Origin of the sequence: Streptomyces pactum, from assembly GCF_016031615.1 — a bacterium.
Taxonomy (GTDB): Bacteria; Actinomycetota; Actinomycetes; order Streptomycetales; family Streptomycetaceae; genus Streptomyces; species Streptomyces pactus.
Map to the genome: position 1 here is coordinate 3,713,678 of NZ_JACYXC010000001.1, position 22,645 is coordinate 3,736,322.

Annotated in this window: 17 protein-coding genes and 2 tRNA genes; 14 read left to right on the forward strand and 5 right to left on the reverse strand. The window is 73.5% G+C overall.

The window, feature by feature from the left end; translation table 11 throughout:
- The first annotated feature begins 122 nt into the window (after nt 1-122).
- The 6 genes from gyrB (at nt 123) to IHE55_RS14745 (ending at nt 8,150) form a co-directional block, all read left to right on the forward strand.
- Nucleotides 123-2,156: a DNA topoisomerase (ATP-hydrolyzing) subunit B gene (gene gyrB / locus IHE55_RS14720; RefSeq protein WP_197989446.1), complete on the forward strand. Its 2,034-nt coding sequence runs from the start codon at nt 123-125 to the stop codon at nt 2,154-2,156.
- 44 nt (nt 2,157-2,200) lie between these two features.
- Nucleotides 2,201-4,816 carry a DNA gyrase subunit A gene (gene gyrA, locus IHE55_RS14725; protein WP_197989447.1) on the forward strand — a complete coding sequence of 872 codons (2,616 nt, stop codon included), beginning with the start codon at nt 2,201-2,203 and terminating at the stop codon, nt 4,814-4,816.
- A 135-nt stretch (nt 4,817-4,951) separates the two neighbouring features.
- The gene (locus IHE55_RS14730; protein ID WP_307826660.1) at nt 4,952-5,527 is read left to right on the forward strand and encodes a DUF3566 domain-containing protein; all 576 of its coding nucleotides are present in this window, start codon (nt 4,952-4,954) and stop codon (nt 5,525-5,527) included.
- An 89-nt stretch (nt 5,528-5,616) separates the two neighbouring features.
- A tRNA-Ile gene (locus IHE55_RS14735) sits at nt 5,617-5,690 on the forward strand.
- Nucleotides 5,691-6,425: 735 nt separating this feature from the next.
- Complete coding sequence (locus IHE55_RS31285) at nt 6,426-6,560, forward strand: DLW-39 family protein (protein WP_003958712.1); 135 nt, start codon at nt 6,426-6,428, stop codon at nt 6,558-6,560.
- Between the two features lie 156 nt (nt 6,561-6,716).
- A complete protein-coding gene (locus IHE55_RS14745) occupies nt 6,717-8,150 on the forward strand; it encodes a hypothetical protein (protein ID WP_197989450.1) in 1,434 nt (477 codons plus the stop codon).
- Between the two features lie 429 nt (nt 8,151-8,579).
- On the opposite strand, the gene IHE55_RS31290 is transcribed toward IHE55_RS14745, so the two are convergent.
- Nucleotides 8,580-10,619 (reverse strand): serine/threonine-protein kinase, encoded by a 2,040-nt coding sequence (locus IHE55_RS31290; protein WP_232265568.1) that lies wholly within the window; start codon nt 10,617-10,619, stop codon nt 8,580-8,582.
- Nucleotides 10,620-10,748: 129 nt separating this feature from the next.
- On the reverse strand, nt 10,749-11,291 hold the full coding sequence (locus tag IHE55_RS14755; protein WP_197989451.1) for a helix-turn-helix domain-containing protein: 543 nt from the start codon (nt 11,289-11,291) through the stop codon (nt 10,749-10,751).
- Between the two features lie 120 nt (nt 11,292-11,411).
- On the opposite strand from IHE55_RS14755, the gene IHE55_RS14760 reads away from it, so the two are divergent.
- Nucleotides 11,412-11,484: transfer RNA gene (locus tag IHE55_RS14760), tRNA-Ala, on the forward strand.
- 287 nt (nt 11,485-11,771) lie between these two features.
- Here the strand turns inward: IHE55_RS14760 and IHE55_RS14765 are convergent.
- The gene (locus IHE55_RS14765) at nt 11,772-12,500 is read right to left on the reverse strand and encodes a DUF5324 family protein (protein WP_197989452.1); all 729 of its coding nucleotides are present in this window, start codon (nt 12,498-12,500) and stop codon (nt 11,772-11,774) included.
- Nucleotides 12,501-13,188: 688 nt separating this feature from the next.
- On the opposite strand from IHE55_RS14765, the gene IHE55_RS14770 reads away from it, so the two are divergent.
- Nucleotides 13,189-13,722: a peptidylprolyl isomerase gene (locus IHE55_RS14770; RefSeq protein ID WP_197989453.1), complete on the forward strand. Its 534-nt coding sequence runs from the start codon at nt 13,189-13,191 to the stop codon at nt 13,720-13,722.
- Nucleotides 13,723-14,017: 295 nt separating this feature from the next.
- On the forward strand, nt 14,018-14,917 hold the full coding sequence (locus IHE55_RS14775) for a rhomboid family intramembrane serine protease (protein ID WP_197989454.1): 900 nt from the start codon (nt 14,018-14,020) through the stop codon (nt 14,915-14,917).
- Between the two features lie 404 nt (nt 14,918-15,321).
- On the opposite strand, the gene crgA is transcribed toward IHE55_RS14775, so the two are convergent.
- Nucleotides 15,322-15,591, reverse strand: a complete 270-nt coding sequence (gene crgA, locus IHE55_RS14780) for a cell division protein CrgA (protein WP_197989455.1) — start codon at nt 15,589-15,591, stop codon at nt 15,322-15,324.
- 155 nt (nt 15,592-15,746) lie between these two features.
- On the opposite strand from crgA, the gene IHE55_RS14785 reads away from it, so the two are divergent.
- From IHE55_RS14785 to IHE55_RS14805, 5 genes are all read left to right on the forward strand, one after another.
- Entirely contained in the window at nt 15,747-16,538 is a 792-nt protein-coding gene (locus IHE55_RS14785) for a DUF881 domain-containing protein (RefSeq protein ID WP_197989456.1), read from the forward strand.
- Between the two features lie 110 nt (nt 16,539-16,648).
- A complete protein-coding gene (locus IHE55_RS14790; RefSeq protein ID WP_197992320.1) occupies nt 16,649-16,840 on the forward strand; it encodes a hypothetical protein in 192 nt (63 codons plus the stop codon).
- A complete protein-coding gene (locus IHE55_RS14795) occupies nt 16,837-17,505 on the forward strand; it encodes an aminodeoxychorismate/anthranilate synthase component II (RefSeq protein ID WP_197989457.1) in 669 nt (222 codons plus the stop codon). The genes IHE55_RS14790 and IHE55_RS14795 overlap by 4 nt, the downstream gene beginning before the upstream one ends.
- Before the next feature lie 695 nt (nt 17,506-18,200).
- Nucleotides 18,201-19,205, forward strand: coding sequence for a class E sortase (locus IHE55_RS33415; RefSeq protein ID WP_443742607.1), 1,005 nt, complete (start codon nt 18,201-18,203; stop codon nt 19,203-19,205).
- A 21-nt stretch (nt 19,206-19,226) separates the two neighbouring features.
- On the forward strand, nt 19,227-19,991 hold the full coding sequence (locus IHE55_RS14805) for a class E sortase (RefSeq protein WP_197989458.1): 765 nt from the start codon (nt 19,227-19,229) through the stop codon (nt 19,989-19,991).
- Nucleotides 19,992-20,463: 472 nt separating this feature from the next.
- Here the strand turns inward: IHE55_RS14805 and pknB are convergent, their stop codons facing one another.
- A complete protein-coding gene (pknB, locus tag IHE55_RS14810; protein WP_197989459.1) occupies nt 20,464-22,497 on the reverse strand; it encodes a Stk1 family PASTA domain-containing Ser/Thr kinase in 2,034 nt (677 codons plus the stop codon).
- Between the last annotated feature and the right edge of the window lie 148 nt (nt 22,498-22,645).

A 22,645-nucleotide genomic window follows, 5' to 3' on the forward strand; every position in this document is an offset into this window, starting at 1 on the left:
CCGCAAACCCCCATTCATGTCGCTGCTACGGGTAGACTGGTGGTAATCCCGCGTAGTTCGCGTGGACACGTCGAACAAGCACTGAACGACGCAGCCGCTCCCGTCTGCCATGGAGTCGGCTTGTGCTGTGCCAGAAAGGGCGCTTCGTGGCCGATTCCGGCAACCTCAACGAGAACATCCCGTCCGGCGACGACGTCGAGGCATCGGCACCGCCGCCGTCCTACGACGCCAGCGCGATCACGGTCCTGGAGGGTCTGGACGCGGTCCGCAAGCGCCCCGGTATGTACATCGGGTCCACCGGTGAGCGCGGCCTCCACCACCTCGTGTACGAGGTGGTGGACAACTCCGTGGACGAGGCGCTGGCCGGGCACGCGGACACCATCGACGTCACGATCCTGCCGGACGGCGGCGTGCGGGTGGTCGACAACGGCCGTGGTATCCCGGTCGACCTGCACCCGGTGGAGAAGAAGCCGGCCGTGGAGGTCGTGCTGACCGTGCTGCACGCCGGCGGCAAGTTCGGCGGCGGCGGCTACGCGGTCTCCGGCGGTCTGCACGGCGTCGGCGTCTCGGTGGTCAACGCGCTGTCCACCCGGGTCTCGGTCGAGGTCAAGCGGGACGGCTTCCGCTGGACCCAGGACTACAAGCTGGGTGTGCCGACCGCCCCGCTGGCGAAGAACGAGGAGGTCCCGGACACCGGGACCACGGTCACCTTCTGGGCCGACCCGGAGATCTTCGAGACCACCGACTACTCCTTCGAGACGCTGTCCCGGCGCTTCCAGGAGATGGCCTTCCTCAACAAGGGGCTGACCATCTCGCTGACCGACGAGCGCGAGGCCCACGTGGACGAGGAGGGCAAGCCGCTCTCCGTCACGTACTTCTACGAGGGCGGCATCGTCGACTTCGTGAAGTACCTCAACTCGCGCAAGGGCGAGCTGGTGCACCCGACCGTCATCGGCTTCGAGGCCGAGGACAAGGAGCGGATGCTCTCGATCGAGGTGGCGATGCAGTGGAACTCGCAGTACAGCGAGGGTGTCTACAGCTTCGCCAACACCATCCACACGCACGAGGGCGGTACCCACGAGGAGGGCTTCCGGGCCGCGCTGACCAGCCTCATCAACCGGTACGCCCGGGACAAGAAGCTGCTGCGCGAGAAGGACGACAACCTCACCGGTGAGGACATCCGCGAGGGTCTGACCGCGATCATCTCGGTGAAGCTGGGCGAGCCGCAGTTCGAGGGGCAGACCAAGACCAAGCTGGGCAACACCGAGGCGAAGACCTACGTCCAGAAGATCACCAATGAGTACCTGGGCGACTGGCTGGACCGCAACCCCAACGAGGCCGCGGACATCATCCGCAAGGCGATCCAGGCCGCGACGGCCCGGGTGGCCGCCCGCAAGGCCCGGGACCTGACCCGCCGCAAGGGCCTGCTGGAGACCGCCTCGCTGCCCGGCAAGCTGGCCGACTGCCAGTCCAACGACCCGGCCAAGTGCGAGATCTTCATCGTCGAGGGTGACTCCGCCGGCGGCTCGGCCAAGTCCGGCCGGAACCCGCAGTACCAGGCGATCCTCCCGATCCGCGGCAAGATCCTCAACGTGGAGAAGGCCCGCGTCGACAAGATCCTGCAGAACAACGAGGTGCAGGCGCTGATCTCCGCGTTCGGCACCGGGGTGCACGACGACTTCGACATCAGCAAGCTCCGCTACCACAAGATCATTCTGATGGCGGACGCCGATGTGGACGGCCAGCACATCAACACCCTGCTGCTCACCTTCCTCTTCCGCTTCATGCGTCCGCTGGTCGAGGCCGGGCACGTCTTCCTCTCCCGCCCCCCGCTGTACAAGATCAAGTGGGGCCGGGACGACTTCGAGTACGCCTATTCCGACCGTGAGCGGGACGCCCTCATCCAGGCCGGCCGCGAGCAGGGCAAGCGGATCCGGGACGACTCGGTCCAGCGCTTCAAGGGTCTGGGCGAGATGAACGCCGAGGAGCTGCGGGTCACCACCATGGACGTGGAGCACCGCGTCCTGGGCCAGGTCACCCTCGACGACGCCGCGCAGGCGGACGACCTGTTCTCGGTGCTGATGGGTGAGGACGTCGAGGCCCGGCGCTCGTTCATCCAGCGCAACGCCAAGGACGTCCGCTTCCTCGACATCTGAGTCGGCCCGTCGCCGGACCGCTTCGAAAGGATCACTGACCAGCAATGGCCGACGAGAACACCCCCACGCCTGCCGAGGCCTCCGCCGCCGCTGCCGCCGACGGCGCGGCGATGCGCATCGAGACCGTCGGGCTCGAAACCGAGATGCAGCGCTCCTACCTCGACTACGCGATGAGCGTGATCGTGAGCCGCGCGCTGCCCGACGTGCGCGACGGTCTGAAGCCGGTGCACCGCCGCGTGCTCTACGCGATGTACGACGGCGGGTACCGCCCGGAGAAGGGCTTCTACAAGTGCGCCCGTGTCGTCGGTGACGTCATGGGTACGTACCACCCGCACGGTGACACCTCGATCTACGACGCGCTGGTGCGGCTCGCCCAGCCGTGGTCGATGCGGATGCCGCTGGTGGACTCCAACGGCAACTTCGGCTCCCCGGGCAACGACCCGGCGGCCGCCATGCGGTACACCGAGTGCAAGATGGCGCCGCTGGCCATGGAGATGCTCCGGGACATCGACGAGGAGACCGTCGACTTCCAGGACAACTACGACGGCCGCAACCAGGAACCGACCGTCCTCCCCTCCCGCATCCCGAACCTGCTGGTCAACGGCTCGGCGGGGATCGCGGTGGGCATGGCGACCAACATCCCGCCGCACAATCTGCGCGAGGTCGCCGAGGGCGCCCAGTGGTTCCTGGCCAACCCGGAGGCGAGCAGCGAGGAGCTGCTGGACGCGCTGATCGAGCGGGTCAAGGGCCCCGACTTCCCCACCGGCGCGCTGGTGGTGGGCCGCAAGGGCATCGAGGAGGCGTACCGCACCGGGCGCGGCTCGATCACCATGCGGGCGGTGGTCGAGGTCGAGGAGATCCAGGGCCGCCAGTGCCTGGTCGTCACCGAGCTGCCGTACCAGGTCAACCCGGACAACCTCGCGCAGAAGATCGCCGACCTGGTGAAGGACGCCAAGATCGGCGGCATCGCGGACGTGCGCGACGAGACCTCCTCGCGCACCGGCCAGCGCCTGGTCATCGTCCTCAAGCGGGACGCGGTCGCCAAGGTCGTCCTCAACAACCTCTACAAGCACACCGATCTGCAGACCAACTTCGGCGCCAACATGCTGGCGCTGGTCGACGGCGTGCCGCGCACCCTGTCGCTGGACGCGTTCATCCGCAACTGGGTCACCCACCAGATCGAGGTCATCGTCCGCCGCACCCGGTTCCGGCTGCGCAAGGCCGAGGAGCGGGCGCACATCCTGCGCGGTCTGCTCAAGGCGCTGGACGCGATCGACGAGGTCATCGCGCTGATCCGGCGCAGCGACACCGTCGAGGTGGCGCGCGAGGGCCTGATGGGCCTGCTGCAGATCGACGAGATCCAGGCGAACGCGATCCTGGAGATGCAGCTGCGCCGGCTGGCCGCCCTGGAGCGCCAGAAGATCGTCCAGGAGCACGACGAGCTCCAGGCGAAGATCAACGAGTACAACGGGATCCTCGCCTCGCCCGAGCGGCAGCGGCAGATCATCAGCGAGGAGCTGACCGCGATCGTCGAGAAGTTCGGCGACGACCGGCGCACCCAGCTGGTGCCCTTCGACGGTGACATGTCCATCGAGGACCTGATCGCCGAGGAGGACATCGTCGTCACCATCACCCGGGGCGGCTACGTCAAGCGGACCAAGACCGACGACTACCGGTCGCAGAAGCGCGGCGGCAAGGGTGTGCGCGGCACCAAGCTGCGCGAGGACGACATCGTCGACCACTTCTTCGTCTCCACCACCCACCACTGGCTGCTGTTCTTCACCAACAAGGGCCGGGTCTACCGGGCCAAGGCGTACGAGCTGCCGGATGCCGGCCGGGACGCCCGCGGCCAGCACGTGGCGAACCTGCTCGCCTTCCAGCCGGACGAGCGGATCGCGCAGATCCTCGCCATCCGGGACTACGAGGCGGCCCCGTACCTGGTGCTGGCCACCAAGTCGGGCCTGGTGAAGAAGACGCCGCTGAAGGACTACGACTCGCCGCGCTCCGGCGGTGTCATCGCCATCAACCTGCGGGAGGCGGCCGACGAGGAGGGCGGCTCGGACGAGCTGATCGGCGCCGAGCTGGTGTCGGCCGACGACGACCTGCTGCTGATCAGCAGGAAGGCGCAGTCCATCCGGTTCACCGCGACCGACGAGTCGCTGCGGCCGATGGGCCGTGCCACCTCGGGCGTGAAGGGCATGAGCTTCCGCGAGGGGGACGAGCTCCTCTCGATGAATGTCGTCCGGCCCGGTACGTTCGTCTTCACCGCCACCGACGGTGGCTACGCCAAGCGCACCAATGTGGACGAGTACCGCGTCCAGGGTCGCGGCGGCCTCGGCATCAAGGCCGCCAAGATCGTGGAGGACCGGGGTTCGCTGGTCGGCGCGCTGGTCGTGGAGGAGGGCGACGAGATCCTCGCCATCACCCTCGGCGGCGGTGTGATCCGTACGCGGGTCAACGAGGTCAGGGAGACGGGCCGTGACACCATGGGCGTCCAACTGATCAACCTGGGTAAGCGCGACGCCGTCGTGGGGATCGCCCGGAACGCCGAGGCGGGCCGCGAGGCCGAAGAGGTCGAGGGGACCGACGCGGCGGAGGCGGTCGAGCCCGGGGTGACGGCCGAGGGCGCACCGCCCGCGGCCGAGGAGACCGAGGAGTAGAGCGTGAGTGGAGCCACGGGCGCCGCGGCGGGCGGCGGGACGGACGGCCGAGGGCGGTCCGGCACCGCACCGGAGGCCGCCGCGGACGGCGCCCGTGGCTCCACCGCTGACGCCTCCGGAGGGGGAGCGCGAACCGTGACGGATGCCCGAGGGCCCCAGTACGAGCCGTTCGCGGCCGGCCCCCTTCCCGGCGAGCGGCCTGCCCAGCCCGCCCAGCCGTACCACCCGCCGCAGGCGTATCCGCCGCCGGCGGGCGCGGGGGCGGGGGCCGCTCCCCGCAAGGCCACCGCCCGGCGGCCCAAGCCGGCCGCGCCGGAGGCGCCGGCCCGCACCATGCCGCGGACCCGCAAGGCGCGGCTGCGGGTGGCCAAGGTCGATCCCTGGTCGGTGATGAAGGTCAGCTTCCTGCTCGCCATCGCCCTGGGCATCTGCACGGTGGTCGCCGCCGCGGTGCTGTGGATGGTGATGGACGCGATGGGCGTGTTCAGCGCGGTCGGCGGAACCATCAGCGAGGCGACCGAGGGCAAGAAGGGCACCGGCTTCGACCTGGAGTCCTTCCTGTCGCTGCCGCGGGTGCTCACGTTCACCTCGATCATCGCGGCGATCAACGTGGTGCTGGCGACGGCGCTGGCCACCCTGGGCGCGTTCATCTACAACCTGTCCGCGGGCTTCGTGGGCGGCGTCGAGCTGACCCTGGCGGAAGACGAGTAGCGGCCCCGGCGCACCGCCTCCCGGGGCCCCGCGGGAACCGATTTTGGGACACGGCAGGTGGTGCGCTAATCTTTCGGTGCAGCGAACGAGCGGCTATAGCTCAGACGGTTAGAGCGCTTCCCTGATAAGGAAGAGGCCCCAGGTTCAAGTCCTGGTAGCCGCACCGGTGCGCAAGAGCCCCGGCCTTCAAGGCCGGGGCTCTTCGTCGTTCCCGGGGCTTCCGGGGGCCGGCGGAACGGGGTGTCCGGGCGGTTCCCGGGTGGGCGGCGGGGTTCCGGCGGGTGCGGCGGTGCGGTGCGTGGGTCCTGTGGGGTCCCGGGCGGGTGCTCGGGGGCTGTGGTGGGTGGGACGTCCCGGCCGGGTGTCCCAGGCGTGCGGGGCCCCGGGCCCGGCCGGGTGCTCCGGAGCGCGGGGCCCCGGGCCCGGCGGGCGGCGCCCACGCGCGACCTCGCGGCGGTACCCCACGCGACATCACGGCGGCGCACGCAGCCCCTGCGGCGGCGTACGGAGGCGTAGGCGCCCCCTCCGGTGCTCCGCGCCCTCCGGGGGCCGGTGCGGCGTCCGGAGGCCCGGAGGCGGGCGCACGGGCGTGCCGGACGGGCGGGTGCCGGGCGTGACGGGCGACGGGCGTGGGCGGGTGCTGTGAGGTGGCACCGGGACGGGCGACCGTCGACGGGCCGGCAGGGTTCGGGGACGGACCGGAGGGCCTTCCTGCGGTGGGACGGGCCGGCGGCGGTGACCGACGATCCCCCACGTCAGCGGCGGGCAATTTGGTTGCGTTCCGGCTACGACAGGTTGTTGCCGCTTCCGCTTGGGTATAGGTCACCGATTGATATCGGGCGGTGTGTATCATCGGGCGCCAGAGGTCCCCTACGTCAACGAAAGACGAGGTCGCGCGGTGAAGAAGCTTCTCCTGGTCGCACTGGCCGCCATCGGCGGGCTCCTCGTGTACCGCCAGATCCAGGCGGATCGCGCCGAGCAGGATCTGTGGACGGAGGCGACCGACTCCGTGCCCGCAGGTTCGGGTGTCTGAGACATAAAGTCCTGAACGGGGCCCCGATCGCGCAAGCGGTCGGGGCCCCGTTGACGTGGGGCCCGGGCAGTCGGTTCACTTCCGCGAACGGCCAGTCGTCGCCCGGCCGGTGCCGCCGGGCCCGCGACGGACGGGACGACGAGGGGTGGGACGCCGATGAACGACCGCGGCGCGGCAGGGGCGGGGCTGGTGGCGGCGGTGGCGCTGGCGGTGATGGCCGGGTTCGCCGGACCGGTGGCGCGGGCCGCACCGGCGGACGACGAGCGGGAGATCGCCGCCTACCGTCCGCAGGGCCGCCCGGTCCAGGGCACCTCCACCGCCCGGGACGCGCCGCCGCTGGCACCGGTGGGCAGCTACGTGGACTCCATCGGGGCGGGTGAGACCCGGCACTACCGCGTCGAGCTGGACGCCGACTCCACCGCGTACGTCTCGGTGGTCGCGGTGCCCCCGCCCGGTTCGCCGGTCACCGCGTTCCGGGACGGTGTCGAACTGTCCCTGCGGGACTCCGGCGGCCAGCTGTGCGACCGCTCCCGGCCGACCGCCGAGGCGGTGGGGGCCGTCTACCCCTTGGCCGGCTACGCGGTCCGGCTCAAGCGCCCCGGCGCGGCGGACGGCTGCGGGCGGGCCGGGGAGTACGACTTCACGGTCGCCCGCGACGCCGGCCCGGGCCGGACGCCCGGCAGGAGCGGTACGAGCGGTACGAGTGGTGCGGCAGGTACCGGTGGGGCGGACGGGAGCGACGGGGCGGCGCGGTGGCCGCTGGAGCTGCGGTTCGAGCAGGAGCCGGCGGTCCGGGGAGGCCCGACCGCACCGCCGTCGCCGTCCGGCGGCCGGCCCACCGAGCCTCCGCCGACGCCCGACGCGGCCGGGGAGCAGCTCGGCGAACGGGCCGGCGGCAGTGACTTCCGGCAGGCCGGAGCGCTCCGCCCGGGGGTGTGGACCACCCGGGTCGCCCCCGGCGAGACGCGTTACTTCCGGGTGCGGCTGGACTGGGGGCAGCGGCTCTCCGCGTCGGCCGCCCTGCCCGCCGCCGGGGACCCGGACAGTGCGGCGCCGGACGCCACCTCGCCCGGCGGTGGTGCGGCCCACCGGCGGCCCCTGGGCGACGCGTTCGGGGTGACCCTGTACAACCCGATGCGCGGGCCGGTCCGGCGCAGCGGTTTCGCTCCGTACGCCGGTGACCGGGCCGAGGACGCGCTGGAGCCGACCGCCCCGGTGGCGTACGGGAACCGGTTCGCGCGAGCCCGGCCCGAGGTGGCGGCGGTGAGTTTCGCCGGGGAGTACTACCTGGCGGTGACCCTCCACCCGGACATGGCGCGCTACTTCGGCCGGACGGTGCCGGTGACCCTGCGGATCGGCGTGACCGGCGCCCGGCAGGCCGGGCCGGAGTACGTGCGGGACGGCAGCGGCGACGGGTTCGGGCTGCGCCGTCCGGCGACCGGGGCGGAGGACGCCGGTGCCGCGGACGGGCCGGACGGCCCGCTGCGGGCGGTGGCCTACGCGGCGTTCGGCACCGGGACCGCGCTGCTGCTGGGGCTGGCGGCGTGGACGGTGACCGCCCGCCGCCGGTCCGGTCGCCCCGGCGGCTGACCCCACCACCGGACGGCACCCGCCGCCGGCCGCCCCGGCGGCGGGTACGTGCTGGTGCGGTGGGGCTGTACGCCGGTGCGGCGTGGGGCGGAAGGCGGTGCCGGCGTGAGGCCGTACGCCGGTGTGGTGCGGGACAGGCCGTGGTGCGGCCCGGGGCCCGTACGACGGCGCACGTGGTACGGGCGGTGGTGACCGGCCGACGGGGCGCCCGGACGGCAGGTGCGGGTGGTCAGCCGGAGGAGAACCAGGCCCAGGCGCCCACGATGAAGCAGAGCGCCGCGAGGAGCAGCACGGGGACGACCACCCTCGCCGGTGGCCCGGGTCGTCCAGGGACGCCCGGGGGCGTGGCCGGGGGCGGTGGGGGCGGCCGGAGCGGGCCAGGGCGTGGTGTAGGGCGAGGTGGCGGGGGTGGGCGACTCCCCCGAGGTCTCACCGGAGGCCGTCGGCGGCCAGAACGGTGTGGACGGTGTGGACAGGGATCAACGGGGTCGGGGGTCGAGGTCGGGGGTTGGCGGGGTCGGTGGGGGTCGGTGGGGTGTGAGGGGCGCCCGGGGCGGGTGCCGGTACGGGCGGTGCGTGGTGTCCGGCAGCGGGGTGCGGTGGTACCGGCCTCGGCGCGGTGGACGGAGTGGCGCCGGAGGCCGCCCCGCCGGGAGCGCGCGGGGCCGCCCCGCCGGGAGCGCCCGAGGCCGACCCGCCGGGAGCGCGCGGGGCCACCTCACCGGGGGCGCCCGGGCTCGCCGCGCCGGGGGTGTCCGGCGTGCCCGGCCAGGACGGCGCGGCAGGACCGTGGCCGGCTCCCGCACCGGCACCCGGCGCGGGGCTCGGCACCTGCGCCCCGGACGCTCCCCGGGCGCCCGCCGGGGGTTCCGTGAACCCGTACGGCACGCCCCGCGGCGACCCGGGCGGTACGGCGCCGGGCGCGGGGTCCGGAGGGGCGGCTCCCGCGTGCGTTCCGGGGGCGGAACCCGGCGGGGTGCCGGCCGCGGGCCCCGGCGCGGCATCCGGGTACGGTCCGGGGGCCGAGGACATGCCCGCGGGCCGGAACCGGGAGCCGGGCGGCGCGGTGGGCGGTGCCGGTGGGGCGGGCGGGGCCGGTGGGGCCGGTGGGGTGGGGCCGGGCGCGGCCCCGGGATGCCCGGCGGACGGCAGCGGGCGGTGGTACCCGTCGTGCCCGGTGAACCCGTGGTACCCGGTGTGCCCGTCATGTCCACTGTGCCCGTCATGTCCGCCGTGCCCGCCGGGTCCGGACGGCGGGAGGGCAGGCGGGAGGGCCGGTGAGCCGCCCCCCGCGGCCCCGGACGCGCCGTACGGCTCCGGCGCGGGCACTTCCCCGTACCCCTGGCCGAAGCCCTGGGCCGGGGGCGCCGCCGCCTCCCCGGGCGTCCCCGCGGCGCCGGGCCCGTCCGTGGACGGCCGGTGCGGCGGCCGCACCGGGGCGGGCCCGGGCCGGATCATGTCCGGGCGGGGGCGTCGGCGGGTGTCCCTGAGGGGGCGGCCGGCGGCGGTGCGGGAGGCCGGTTCCGGTCCGGCGGCCGGCGGCAGCGGCGCGCCCGCCGGGGGTTTGCGGTGCGAACGCGAACCTTTGCGCTCCGGTCCGTCGGGGCCGTAGCCGGCCGGCAGCGGGCCGAGGTGGTCGAAGACCTCGATCACCTCGTCGTCCACGCCCGGCTCGGGCAGCAGCTCCAGGACCGGCGCGAGCGCCTTCCGGGCGCCGGTGGCGGTGCGGAACCGCAGCTCCGGGTCGGGCTGGAGCAGGGTGGCGACGACCTCCCACAGCGGTCGCGGGATGCCGTCCGGGGCCGGGGGCACGCCCTGTTCCTCGAACCGGCGCACTATCCCGTCGGCGTCCGGCTTGTGGCCCCTGAGCAGGTACAGCGTCACCAGGCCGACCGCGAACAGGTCGGCCGGGAAGTCGGGATCGGCGCCGCGCATCTGCTCGGGGGCGAAGTAACCGGGGGTGCCCATCACGAAGTCGGCCTCGGTGAGCCGGGGTTCGCCCTTGGTGAGCGCGATGCCGAAGTCGGAGAGCCGTACGTGCGGCCGTCCGGTGCCGGTCGCCTCCAGGAGGATGTTCGCCGGTTTGACGTCCCGGTGCACCACCCCCTCCCGGTGCACCGCGGCCAGTCCGGACAGCAGCTGGTCCAGCAGGACGCAGACGAAGCGGGGCGGCAGCGGCCCGTAGTCGGCGATGAGATGGGCGAACGACCCGCCGCCCACCAGGTCCATGGTGAACAGGACCTTGTCGTCGTCGGCGGCCCAGCTGGCCGGTGCCAGCACATGCGGGTGGTCGATGCGCAGGGCCTGCTCGCGGACGAATCTCAGCAGCGTGTGCGCGTCGCTCTGCTGGAGCACCTTCGCCGCCACATAGCGCCGCCGCCGCTGGTCCCAGGCGCGCCAGACGGCTCCGACGCCGCCGCGGCCGATCGGGTCCACCAGTTCGTACCGCCCCGCGAAGACCTCACCCATCGCCCCGCCCGCGCCTGTTCGTCCGTCCGTACCTGCTCGGTGCGATCCCGGGGAAGGCCGCGGTGGCGCCGCGGGGTGCCGCGGTGCGCGCCCGCCGGCCGGGATCGCGGGTCAGCCGGCCGCGGCCGGTCAGTTCTGGTGCGCCTCGTAGTGGGCGACCGCGTCGGCGGTGCGTCCCGCCCCGTACACCCGGAGGAACTCTGCCAGTTCGGGATGGGTGGGCGCGAGGGAGTCGGCGGCCTCGATGATGTCCCCGGCGGCGGCCACCGAGCGCAGCAGCGACTGGATCTCCCGCACCACGCGGCGCACCGTCGGCGCCCCGGTGCTGGCGGTGGGCTGGGCGTTGAGCACCGAACCGCCGGCCGTCTTCTTGATCTCCTCCATGCGTTCGGCGGCCTCGGCGGCGCTCACCCGGCCGTCGGCGACCTGGCTGGACAGTTCCTGGAGCGCCTGCACCCGCTGGACCACCGCGGGGTTGCCGATCTTCGCCCGCTGACCGCTCATGAGCTGCGACAGCATGGGGGCGGAGAGGCCGAGGACGGACGCCAGGCGGGCCTGGTTGAGACCGAGGTCGTCGATGAGGCGGCGGAACAGCGCCCCCAGCGGCTCCCCGTACCAGCTGCGCTGGAGCTCCCGTGCGCGGGCGGTGGCGTCCTGCTGTGCTGCGTCCATCTCGCTCTCTCCCCTTCGCTTCGCTGCCGCGAATCTCGCGTGGCATCCTACGGACGGGGGCACGCACGAGCGATACCCGGTCGGGAAAGGGGACCGGCAGCGGGTATCCTGATCGGCGACGGGGCCTTAGCTCAGTTGGTAGAGCGCCGTCTTTGCATGGCGGATGTCAGGAGTTCGACTCTCCTAGGCTCCACGCACGTCATCACAGAGCCGGGTGGACCCGATCGGGTCCACCCGGCTCTGTGTCGTTCCACGGACCCCGGCGCCGCCCGGCCTCCGGGGTCTCCTGTCCTCTCGGACCTCCCGGGCACGCGTCTCTGCGGCTGCCCGGGTTCCCCGGGGGTGCCGGGTCCCCCGGGTTTCCCGGTCCCACGGGTCCCGGGTCCCCGCCCCGTGGGTCCCGGTCGGCGGGGGTTCACCGCGGGGGCGGTACCGCCCCGGCACGGGGCCCGGCCTGGGCCCGCCGGGCAGCGGTCGACGTCACGCCTTGTCGTCGCGGTCGTCCCCGTCGTCCGCCGAGGCGGCGTCGGACCGGGCCTGGAGGTCGGGGTCGAGCTTCACCGGGCCCGGCTTGTCGCCGTCCACCGACGCCAGGGTGGTGCTCTCGTCGATCTCGGTGGCCGCGGGGGGCTCGACCAGCCAGTCGGGGTTGGCCTGCTTGTCCCACCACTTCCACGCGGCGAAGGCCCCGCCGGCCAGCAGGCCCACCGCGGTGACGCGCTTGACCGCGCGGACGTTGCGGGCCCGCCGGTCCCTGCGCCGGGCCAGCTTGGCGATCTCCGACGCGGTCACCTGGCTGCGCAGCGCGGCCACCGCGGCGGCGCCGCGGGCCATCGCCTCCTCGCGGGCCGGGCCGGCCACCGCCATCGCGTGCTGGACGCGCGGGGCGGCGTACTCGGCGGCCTGCCGGGCCGCCTCCCGGGTGGCCGTGGCGGCGCGGACGGCGGCCGCGTCCACCTTGGGCGGCAGTGCGGCGCGGGCCTGGTCGACCTGGCGGGCGACCGGACCGTGGTACCAGGCGGCGGTGGCGTGCTGGGCGCGGTGCGCGGCGTGGGTCACCTTGGGCGCGAGCCGCGTCCGTGCCTGCTGGGCGTAGTGCGTGGCGGCCTCCTTGGCCGTGCCGGCGTACGGCGCCACCACCTCGCGGGCGTGCAGGACGTTCTCCTTCGCGGTGCCGGTCGCGGCGCGCACGCTGTCTGTGCGGGTCACGGATCATCCTCCTCGGTGGCGTCCTCCGGGGGGCTGGCTGTAACGGGCGAGCCGTCCCCGCTTGGGTGGTGTGTCGTCTTTCCACCCAATTGAAGATCATGCCTGCCGGGGCGCCGGGCGGCATGTGCGACCGGGCATCCGGGTCACGGCGGCGGCCACGGGCCCGGGCCGGCCGGCGGACACGGTCCGGATACCCGCCCCGGCCCACCGGATGCCCCTCGCGCCCGGCCGGTGCCCGCCGGGCGCCCCTCCGCACCCGCCCGGGCCGGCCGGATGCCCGCCTCGGTGCCCGCCGGTCGCCCGCCCGGTGCCGGCCGGCGGCGTATGCCGCGGGCGCGGCGTGCGTGATGCCCGTGGTGTGCCCGGTACGGCGCGCGGTGTGCGGCCGGAGCGCGGGGCTCCCGGTGCGCGATGCGGTGCCCGGCGGTGGGCGGGTGCGCGCGGGGTGCGCGGGGTGCGCCTCGCGGGGGGCGCGCGGTGTGCGGGGCGGGCGGTCGCCGGTGTGCGCGGCGCGCGGGTCCGGCCGGGTCCGCCGGCGCGCGCGGAGGGCGGGCCCGGTGCCGCCCGTCGTGTTACGTGGGGCGCCCGCGGACGTGCGAGGATCGACGGACGCACCGGCGGGCCGCCGCGGGTGCCGGCCGGCGGCGGCGGTGTCCGGCGCCGACGAGGACTTTACGGAAGGTGGACCGTGGCAGAGCAGCTCTACGCCACTGTGAAGACCACCCTGGGCGACATCGAGATCCGTCTGCTGCCGGAGTACGCGCCGCGCACGGTGGAGAACTTCGTCGGGCTGGCGCGCGGGGACAAGGAATGGGTCCACCCCGCGACCGGCTGCAGGACCACCGAGAGGCTGTACGACGGTACGGTCTTCCACAGCGTGATCAGCGGTTTCATGATCCAGGGCGGGGACCCGCTGGGCAACGGCATCGGGGACCCCGGCTACAAGTTCCCGGACGAGTTCCACCCGGATCTCGTCTTCGACCGGCCGTACCTGGTGGCGATGGGCAACGCCGGCCCGGACACCAACGGCTCGCAGTTCTTCATCACCGTCGCCCCCACCGGCTGGCTCACCGGCAGGCACACCATCTTCGGTGAGGTGACGGACGCGGCGAGCCGGAGGGTGGTCGACCGGATCGCCGACACCCCGACCAATCCGCGCACCGAGCGGCCGCTGCGTGACGTGGTGATCGAGACCGTGGTGGTGGAGACCCGCGCGGAGTGAACCGGCCGGCGGATGAGCCGCCGCGTCCCGGTGCTGCGGACCACGGGCCCGCCCCGGGGCCGGGAACCCGGCGCCCCGCCCGTCCGTCTTGAGGGCAGGCGGCGCCGGACCGCCACGTACCACCGGAAGCCGGCGCGGACCCGCGGGCCGGCGGTGCCGGCGCGGCGGACGGGGAGGGGTGCGCGGGGCCGGGACGGACTCAACCGTCCGGGGCCGCCCGCGGGCAGGGCCACCGGCGGGGGACACTGGACGACGCGAGAACACCCACCGCGAGCGAGTACGGCATAGGGGAGACATGGAAGACCAGGCGGTCCGCTGCTACCGGCACCCGGACCGGGAGACCGGTATCAGCTGCACCCGCTGCGAGCGGCCCATCTGCCCGGAGTGCATGATCAGCGCCTCGGTCGGCTTCCAGTGCCCCGAGTGCGTCGGATCCGGCGGCCCGGCCCCGGCCGGTGCCTCGGCCGTGTCCGGTACGGTCCGCCGCATCCGCCCGGACGCGGCCCGGCCGCGCACCGTGACGGGCGGGGCGATCGCGTCCGACCCGCGGCTGGTGACCAAGGTCCTGTTGGGCATCAACGTGGCCCTGTGGATCGCGGTGCTCGTCGCCGGCGACCGGCTCCGCAACGACCTGGTGCTGGTCGGCAGGGCCTACGACCTGGGTGCGATGGAGGAGGTGGGCGTCGCCGACGGCGAGTGGTACCGGCTGCTCACCGCCGTCTTCCTGCACGAGGAGCCGATGCACATCGCCTTCAACATGCTCTCGCTGTGGTGGCTGGGGCCGCCGCTGGAGGCGGCGCTCGGCCGGGCCCGGTACCTGGCCCTGTACCTGCTGTCCGGTCTGGGCGGCAGCGCGCTGAGCTATCTGCTCGCGGAGGAGAGCCAGTCCTCGCTGGGCGCGTCCGGCGCGGTGTTCGGCCTGCTCGGGGCCACCGCCGTGCTGATGCGGCGGCTCAACTACGACATGCGGCCGGTCGCCATCCTGCTGGCGATCAACCTGGTGATCACCTTCTACTTCAGCAACATCGCCTGGCAGGCCCACATCGGCGGTCTGATCGCCGGGACGGCGGTGGCGTACGGCATGGTTCACGCGCCGCGCGAGCGCCGGGCGCTGGTGCAGTGGGGAACCTGCGGGCTGGTGCTGGCGGCGACCGTCGTGATGGTGGTCGTACGAACGGTTCAGCTCACCGGCTGATCAGTTGTCCACAGAGAATGACCGAAGTTGTGCACTCTGTGGAGAACCTCTGCAACATCGGGGAACGGTGTACGCGCATCCGGGTTTCCGCAGGACAGAGCGGAAGCGGAACGAGACGGCCGGTCTGTCCGACGAACAGACCGGCGTCAACCTCGCAGGGGTTATCCACAGATCGTCTGAAGTTTTCCCCGCCTGTGGATAACTCTGTGGACACCTCAGGGCTGAGGTGTCCGGGCGGGGGTCACTCCACCCCGGGAGCACGTCCCACCGTCGGTGTCACACCCGGCCGGCGGGGTCACTTCACCGGCCGGGGTCACCGTCGGGGGGTCACTTCACCGCCGGGGTCACGTCCGCCGGCGGGGTCACCGCCGGGGTCACGTCCGCCGGCGGGGTCACCGCCGGGGTCACTTCCACTGGGTGGAGACGACGAACCCCGCCGCGATGAAGCCGAAGCCGACCACGATGTTCCAGTTGCCGATCGACTCGATCGGGAGCTTGGTCTCGGTCACGTAGAAGAGGACGATCCAGGCCAGCCCGATCAGGAAGAGCGCCAGCATCAGCGGCGCCACCCACCGGCCGCCGCCGGCATGCAGGCTGATGCTGGTGGCCTGCCTGGCCGTGCTGGACGACGGCGGCGTGTAATCGTCCTTCTTGCGGATCCGTGACTTCGGCACGAGGAACACTCCTGTCGATGCGCTGCGTGACCGCGCGGAATCTGTACGGCTGGGCCGGCGGGACCGGGGCCGGACGTGTGACGAGGCAGCACCACCATCCCCCGGGGTGTCCGTTAGCGTAGTGCTTCCGTGGCGTCGTAAGGAGTAAGGGTACGTTGAGCAATTCTGCTGACTCCCCCGACCCGGCTCCCCGCCGGCCCTTCCTCCGTCCGGGCCGGTTCTCCTTCCGTCCGGTCCGACTGCTCACGGTGGCCGTCTTCGCCCTCGCCGGACTCATCTTCTGGGTGAGTTTCGACACCGCCAAGGGCACCGATCTGCGCAGCGACGAATCGATGCTGCGGCTCTCCGACCTGATCCAGGAGCGCAGCCGCAAGAACGAGAAGCTCGACCGGAGCACCGCCAAGGTGCGCTCGGAGGTCGACCGGCTCGCCCGCCGCGACGACGGCTCCACCGCGGCCCAGGACGCCGAGCTGACGGCGCTGGAGAAGGCGGCCGGCACCCGCCCGGTGCGGGGGCCCGGGCTGACCGTGACCCTCACCGACGCACCGCCGGACGCCACCGCGCGGGTGCCCGGGGTGCCCGAGCCGCAGCCCAACGACCTCGTCATCCACCAGCAGGACCTGCAGGCCGTGGTGAACGCGCTCTGGGCGGGCGGGGCGAAGGGCATCAAGGTGATGGATCAGCGGCTGATCTCCACCAGCGCGGTCCGCTGCGTCGGCAACACCCTGATCCTCCAGGGCCGGCTGTACTCCCCGCCGTACACGGTGACCGCGGTCGGCGACCGGTCCTCGCTGCGGCGGGCCCTGGACGCCTCGCCCGCCATCGGCAACTACAAGGAGTACGTCCGGGCGTACGGCCTCGGCTGGGACGTCGACGAACACGGGTCGGTCCAGCTGCCCGGCTACTCGGGCACCGTGGACCTGCGGCAGGCGCGCCCCGCCGGCTGACGGCACCCCCGCGCCGCCGGGCACCACCGGGTACGGCCGGTGCCGCCGGGCCGGCTTCCGGCGACTGGGCCTGCGCCGTCGCCGCGTCCCCTTACTCTGGTGCAGCAGCGATGGGAAGGGACGTCATGTACGGGTGGATCTGGCGGCATCTGCCGGGCAACGCATGGGTGCGGGCACTGATCTCGGTGCTGCTGGTGCTGGGCATCGTCTACGTGCTCTTCCAGTACGTCTTCCCGTGGGCCGAGCCGTTGCTGCCGTTCAACGACGTGACGGTTGACAACGGAATGGCGGACAACCGATGAGCCCCGCGCGTGTGCTGGTCGTGGACAACTACGACAGCTTCGTCTTCAACCTGGTGCAGTACCTCTACCAGCTCGGCGCCGAGTGCGAGGTGCGGCGGAACGACGAGGTCGCCCTGGACCACGCCCAGGACGGGTTCGACGGGGTGCTGCTCTCCCCCGGGCCCGGCACCCCCGAGGAGGCCGGGGTGTGCGTCGAGATGGTGCGGCACTGCGCCGGCACCGGCGTGCCGGTCTTCGGGGTCTGCCTGGGGATGCAGTCCATGGCGGTGGCCTACGGCGGCGTGGTGGGCCGGGCGCCGGAGCTGCTGCACGGCAAGACCTCACCGGTGCTCCACGAGGGCGCGGGGGTCTTCCAGGGGCTGCCGTCCCCGTTCACCGCCACCCGCTACCACTCGCTCTCGGTGGAGCGGGACACGCTGCCGCCGGAGCTGGAGATCACCGCCTGGACCGAGACCGGCGAGCCCGGACGGATCATCCCGATGGGGCTGCGGCACCGCGATCTGATGGTGGAGGGCGTGCAGTTCCACCCCGAGTCGGTGCTCACCGAGTGGGGGCACCGGATGCTCGCCAACTGGCTGGCGATGTGCGGCGACGAGGGCGCCGTGGGCCGTTCGGAAGGGCTGGCGCCGGTGGTCGGCACGGCGGGCGGCAAGGCCGTCGGGTGACCTCGCGCCGCCCCGAGCGTGCGGACGCCCCGGACGGCACCGGCTTCCCGGGCGCCACGGACGGTGCCGGGGAGCCCGTCTCGTACGGCTTCGCCGCGTACGGGGACGAGGAGGCGTTCGCGGCGGCCGTCGAGCAGCTCGCCGACCCCCTGACCGACCCGTTGCCCCCACCGCGCGCCGCTCCGGTCTCGATGCCGCTGCCCCCGGCGGTCCCGCAGCCCGCCGGCCCGGTCGGTCCGCCTCCGGGGCCGCTGCCGCCCGAGCAGCCCCCGCCGGCGCGGCGCACGGCCCCGCCCGGCCCGCTGCCGGGGACGTCCGACCCCCGGACCGCGGTGCACCCCCGGTCCGCCGCCCACCGGCCCGCGCCCGGTTCCGCGCCCGACCCCCGGTCCGCCGACCTCCCCGGTCCGCGCCCGTCTCCCGGGCCGCCGCCCACCCCGGGCCCGCGCCCGGTCCCGGGAGCCGGCCCCCGGACCGCTCCCGGGCCCGGTCAGCAGCGCGCCGGGAACGCCGCGGGCGCGCCGTCACGTGTCGAGGAGACCGTCACCCTCCGGGCGGTCAGGCCCCCCGCGGCGGGTGCCCCGGCCGGTACCGCGATGTCCGCCCCGGCGGGGGCCCCGGCGGGAGTCCCGCCCGGCGCCCCTGCCGGTGCCGGGGCGTCCCCCGCGCCGCCGCCCCGCGGTGACGAGACGGTCATGCTGCGGCCGGTGGGGGACGGGCCCGCCCCGGCCCTCTCGCTCGCCGCCCGGGGCCGCGCCGCCCGCCGCCGGGCGGCCCAGCAGGGGGCCCGGGGAGGGGCCCGGCCGGGTGAGCGGGCGCCGACCGGCCCCGCGGCTGCCGCCCGGACCGCCGCCGGCGCCGGGCCCGCCGCCGCGACCGGCGCGACGACCGCCGCCCACGCCCGGTCCGGCGCGCCGCGCGGTGGCGGCGCCGTGACCGGCCCGCGTACGGCTCCGCCGGCCGGACCGGCCGCGGCCACCGGCCCCCGCACCCGTACCGAGGCCCGGCGCGCCGCACGGGCCCGCAAGGACAGCCGGGGGGCCGTCATCAGCCGGGTGGCCGGCGAACTCTTCATCACCCTCGGCGTGCTGATGCTGCTCTTCGTCACCTACCAGCTGTGGTGGTCCAACATCCGCGCGCAGCAGATCGCGGCGGAGGAGGCGAAGAAGCTCCAGGAGCGGTGGGCGCGGGCGGAGCGGGCACCGGACGTGTTCTCCCCGGGCAAGGGGTTCGCCATCATGTACATCCCCAAGCTCGACGTGAAGGTCCCGGTGGCCGAGGGCATCGACAAGCACAACGTCCTGGACCGGGGGCTGGTGGGCCACTACGGCGAGGCCCCGCTGAAGACCGCGATGCCCTGGGAGAAGAAGGGCAACTTCGCGGTCGCCGGGCACCGCAACACCCATGGCGAGCCGTTCCGTTACATCAACCGTCTCAAGCCCGGTGACGAGATCGTCGTGGAGACGCAGGACACCTATTTCGTGTACGAGATGGCGAAGATCCTGCCCCAGACGTCCCCGTCGAACGTCGCGGTGATCGACCCGGTCCCGGCCGGCTCGGGCTTCACCGGCCCCGGCCGGTACATCACACTGACCACCTGTACGCCCGAGTTCACCAGTACGTACCGAATGATCGTGTGGGGCAAGATGGTCGAGGAACGGCCGCGTGACGAGGGGAAGCCGGACGCGCTGGTCGGCTGAGCGAGAAACGGAGTACGACGCGTGGCACGGACCGAGCAGCACGACAGACCGGACGGGGCTGCGCCGTCCCCGTCCCCCTCTCCGGCCGCCCCGGCACCGGCCGCACCGCGCCGCCGCGGCCGCGGCCGGATCGCCACCGCGATCGGCGTCTTCGGTGAACTGCTGATCACCGTCGGGGTGCTGCTCGCGCTGTTCGTCGTCTACTCGCTGTGGTGGACCAACGTGCTGGCCGACCGGGAGGCGAAGCGGCAGGGCAATCACGTACGGGACGTCTGGGCCCAGGGGCCGGGGAAGCTGGACACCCGGGACGGCATCGGCTTCCTGCACGTGCCGGCGATGGACAACGGCGAGGTGCTGGTCAAGCGCGGCACCTCCACCAAGGTCCTCAACGACGGGGTGGCGGGCTTCTACACCAAGCCGGTCAAGTCGGCGATGCCGTGGGACGCTAAGGGCAACTTCTCGCTGGCCGCGCACCGTGACGGGCACGGCGCGAAGTTCCACAACATCCACAAGCTCGACAAGGGCGACGTGATGGTCTTCGAGACCCGCGACACCTGGTACGTCTACAAGGTCTTCGCCAAGCTCAGCGAGACCTCGAAGTACAACGTCGGCGTCCTCGACCCGATCCCCGAGGGCTCCGGGCGCACCGAGGCGGGGCGGTACATCACGCTGTCCACCTGTACGCCCGTCTACACCTCCCGCCACCGCTACGTGGTGTGGGGGGAGCTGGAGCGCACCGAGAAGGTGGACGCCCGCCGCACCCCGCCCAGGGAACTCGCCGACTGACCGCCGGGGGCCCGGCCGACCCGGCCCCGGGGCGTCCCCGGACCGGGCCCGTCCCCGTCCCCGGACCGGGCCCCGGGACGGACCTGTCAGGCCCCGCCAGGCCACGCCAGGCCCGGTCGGGCGCGCCAGGTCCGCCAGGCCGGCCAGGCCCGCCCGAGGTTCGCCCAGGGCCCACCAAGGCCCGCCAAGGCCCGCCCGGGGTCGCGGATCCGGTCACGCGCGGCCGCCAGGCCCGGTCGGGCCCGTTCGAGGCCCGTCAAACCGCTCCCACGCGCCCAGGGAACACCGGAGCCCCCGGCACCCGCCGTCGTGCGGATGCCGGGGGCTCACGGCCCCGCGTGCGTCGGTCCCTGCCGCGGCCTTCCCGGCCCGACCGGCTTCTTCTGCCGGGCCGGCTCCCCGGCCCGGCCGGGCTCCCGCCCGCCCGGCGCGTGCGACGCGGTCCGGGCGGGGGAGCCGGGAGGGGACGGGGTTACTCGTCCGCGGGGCGGCCGGTGGTGCCGCCGAACCACTCCACGTCGCCGTCACCACCGTCGTTGCCGCCCTGGCCGCCGTTCCCGGGGCCGCCGCCACCCGGCACGGTGGTCAGGTTCACCACCGTGCCGCGCGGCACCTCGGACCCGGCGCCGGGGTTGCTGGCCAGCACCCGGGCGTTGTCGTCCTGCGGGCCGGCCACGACCGTGACGGACAGCTGGAGCTTCTCCAGCTCCTTCTTGGCGTCCTTCAGCGTCCAGCCGGTCATCGCCGGCACCTGGGAGGTCTCCGGGGCGGCGGGCTTCTTGGCCACCTTGAGCGCGATGGTGGAGTTGGCCACCACCTCCTGGCCGCCGGCCGGGGTCTGCTCGAAGACGGTGCCCTCCTGCGCGGTGCCGTTCTCCTCCTCGGTCGACTGCACCTTCAGGCCCTTGCTCTCCAGCTTGGCCTTGGCGTCCGCCAGCGACAGCCCGGTCACCGCCGGCACGGTGATCATCTCCGGGGACTTCGCCACGGTGAGCGTGACGGTGGTGTTCTTCGCCACCTTGCTGCCACCGGTGGGGTCCTGTGAGAGCACCGTGCCGGGCGTCGCCCCGGACGACTCGCTGGCCTGCATGGAGACCTGGAAGCCGGCCTGCTCCAGCTCGGCCTTGGCGTTCTCGTAGGTGTCGTTGACCACGTCCGGCACCTCGACCTTCTCGGCCGGCTTGCGCCCCTTGGACATGGTCAGCTGGACGGTGCCGTCCCGCTCGATCTCCGAGCCCTCGCCACCGGCCGGGGTCTGCTCGCAGACGGTGTCCTTCGGCACCGCGCAGAACTTCTCGCCGGTCTTCTCGACCTTGAAGCCGCCGTTGATGCCCGCCTGTTCGGCCTCCTGGAGGGTCTTCCCCTTCAGCACCGGCACCCGGACCATGTTGTCGTCCTTGCCACCGGCGAACAGGTACTTGCCGAGGAAGACCGTGCCGATCAGCACCAGGATGCCGGCGAGCACCAGCATGACGGTCAGGGCGCGGCTCTTGCGCTCGCCGCCGCGCCGGCGGTCCGGCCGCTCGTCGTAGCCGAAGCCGCCGTCGTCGTCGCGGACCGGCGGCAGCATCGAGGTCGGGGCGCCGTTGTCCTGAGGCCGGAGCATGGTCGTCGGCTGGTCCTCGCCGTACCCCACGCTGCCCAGCGCCGCGGTGGCGGCGACCGGCTGGCCGTCCAGCGCGGCCTCGATGTCGGCGCGCATCTCGTCCGCCGACTGGTAGCGGTAGTCGGGGTCCTTGACCAGCGCCCGCAGGACGATGGCGTCCATCTCGGGGGTGATCTCGGGATCGAAGGTGCTCGGCGGGTTCGGTTCCTCGCGGACGTGCTGGTAGGCGACCGCGACCGGGGAGTCACCGACGAACGGGGGCCGCACGGTGAGGAGTTCGTAGAGCAGGCAGCCGGTGGAGTACAGGTCGGAACGGGCGTCCACCTGCTCGCCCTTGGCCTGTTCCGGGGAGAGGTACTGGGCGGTGCCGATGACGGCCGCCGTCTGGGTCATGGTCATGCCGGCGTCGCCCATGGCGCGGGCGATGCCGAAGTCCATCACCTTGACCTGGCCGGTGCGGGTCAGCATCACGTTCGCGGGCTTGATGTCGCGGTGCACGATGCCGTTGCGGTGGGAGTACTCCAGCGCCTGGAGGATGCCGATGGTCATCTCCAGCGACCGCTCGGGCAGCAGCTTCCTCCCGGAGTGCAGCAGCTCCCGGAGGGTCGAGCCGTCCACGTACTCCATCACGATGTACGGGATCGAGACACCGTCGACGTAATCCTCGCCGGTGTCGTAGACCGCGACGATCGCGGGATGGTTGAGCGAGGCCGCGGACTGGGCCTCCCGGCGGAACCGGGCCTGGAAGGACGGATCACGGGCGAGGTCCACCCGGAGCGTCTTCACGGCGACCGTGCGGCCGAGGCGGGTGTCGTGCGCGAGGTAGACCTCGGCCATGCCGCCGCGTCCGAGCACCGAGCCCAGTTCGTACCGGCCGCCGAGGCGACGCGGCTCTTCCATAGCTACTCCAGCCCTCTTCCGTCATTCCCGACCTCCCCCCGGGCTTCCCCCTGGGAGGTACCCCCAGGTGTGGGGCCCCGGCGGTGTGCTGCTCGCGACTACGCTACCGGGCACTCCGCACGGCTCCCGGCCGCAACCGGTACCTGAT

Coding starts and splice junctions, on each gene's coding strand:
- IHE55_RS14745 (WP_197989450.1), top strand. CDS start 6,717: ATGAACGACCGCGGCGCGGCAGGGGCGGGGCTGGTGGCGGCGGTGGCG.
- IHE55_RS33415 (WP_443742607.1), top strand. CDS start 18,201: ATGCTGCGGCCGGTGGGGGACGGGCCCGCCCCGGCCCTCTCGCTCGCC.
- IHE55_RS14775 (WP_197989454.1), top strand. CDS start 14,018: ATGGAAGACCAGGCGGTCCGCTGCTACCGGCACCCGGACCGGGAGACC.
- IHE55_RS14790 (WP_197992320.1), top strand. CDS start 16,649: ATGGGAAGGGACGTCATGTACGGGTGGATCTGGCGGCATCTGCCGGGC.
- gyrA (WP_197989447.1), top strand. CDS start 2,201: ATGGCCGACGAGAACACCCCCACGCCTGCCGAGGCCTCCGCCGCCGCT.
- IHE55_RS31290 (WP_232265568.1), bottom strand. CDS start 10,619: ATGGGTGAGGTCTTCGCGGGGCGGTACGAACTGGTGGACCCGATCGGC.
- pknB (WP_197989459.1), bottom strand. CDS start 22,497: ATGGAAGAGCCGCGTCGCCTCGGCGGCCGGTACGAACTGGGCTCGGTG.
- IHE55_RS14755 (WP_197989451.1), bottom strand. CDS start 11,291: ATGGACGCAGCACAGCAGGACGCCACCGCCCGCGCACGGGAGCTCCAG.
- IHE55_RS14795 (WP_197989457.1), top strand. CDS start 16,837: ATGAGCCCCGCGCGTGTGCTGGTCGTGGACAACTACGACAGCTTCGTC.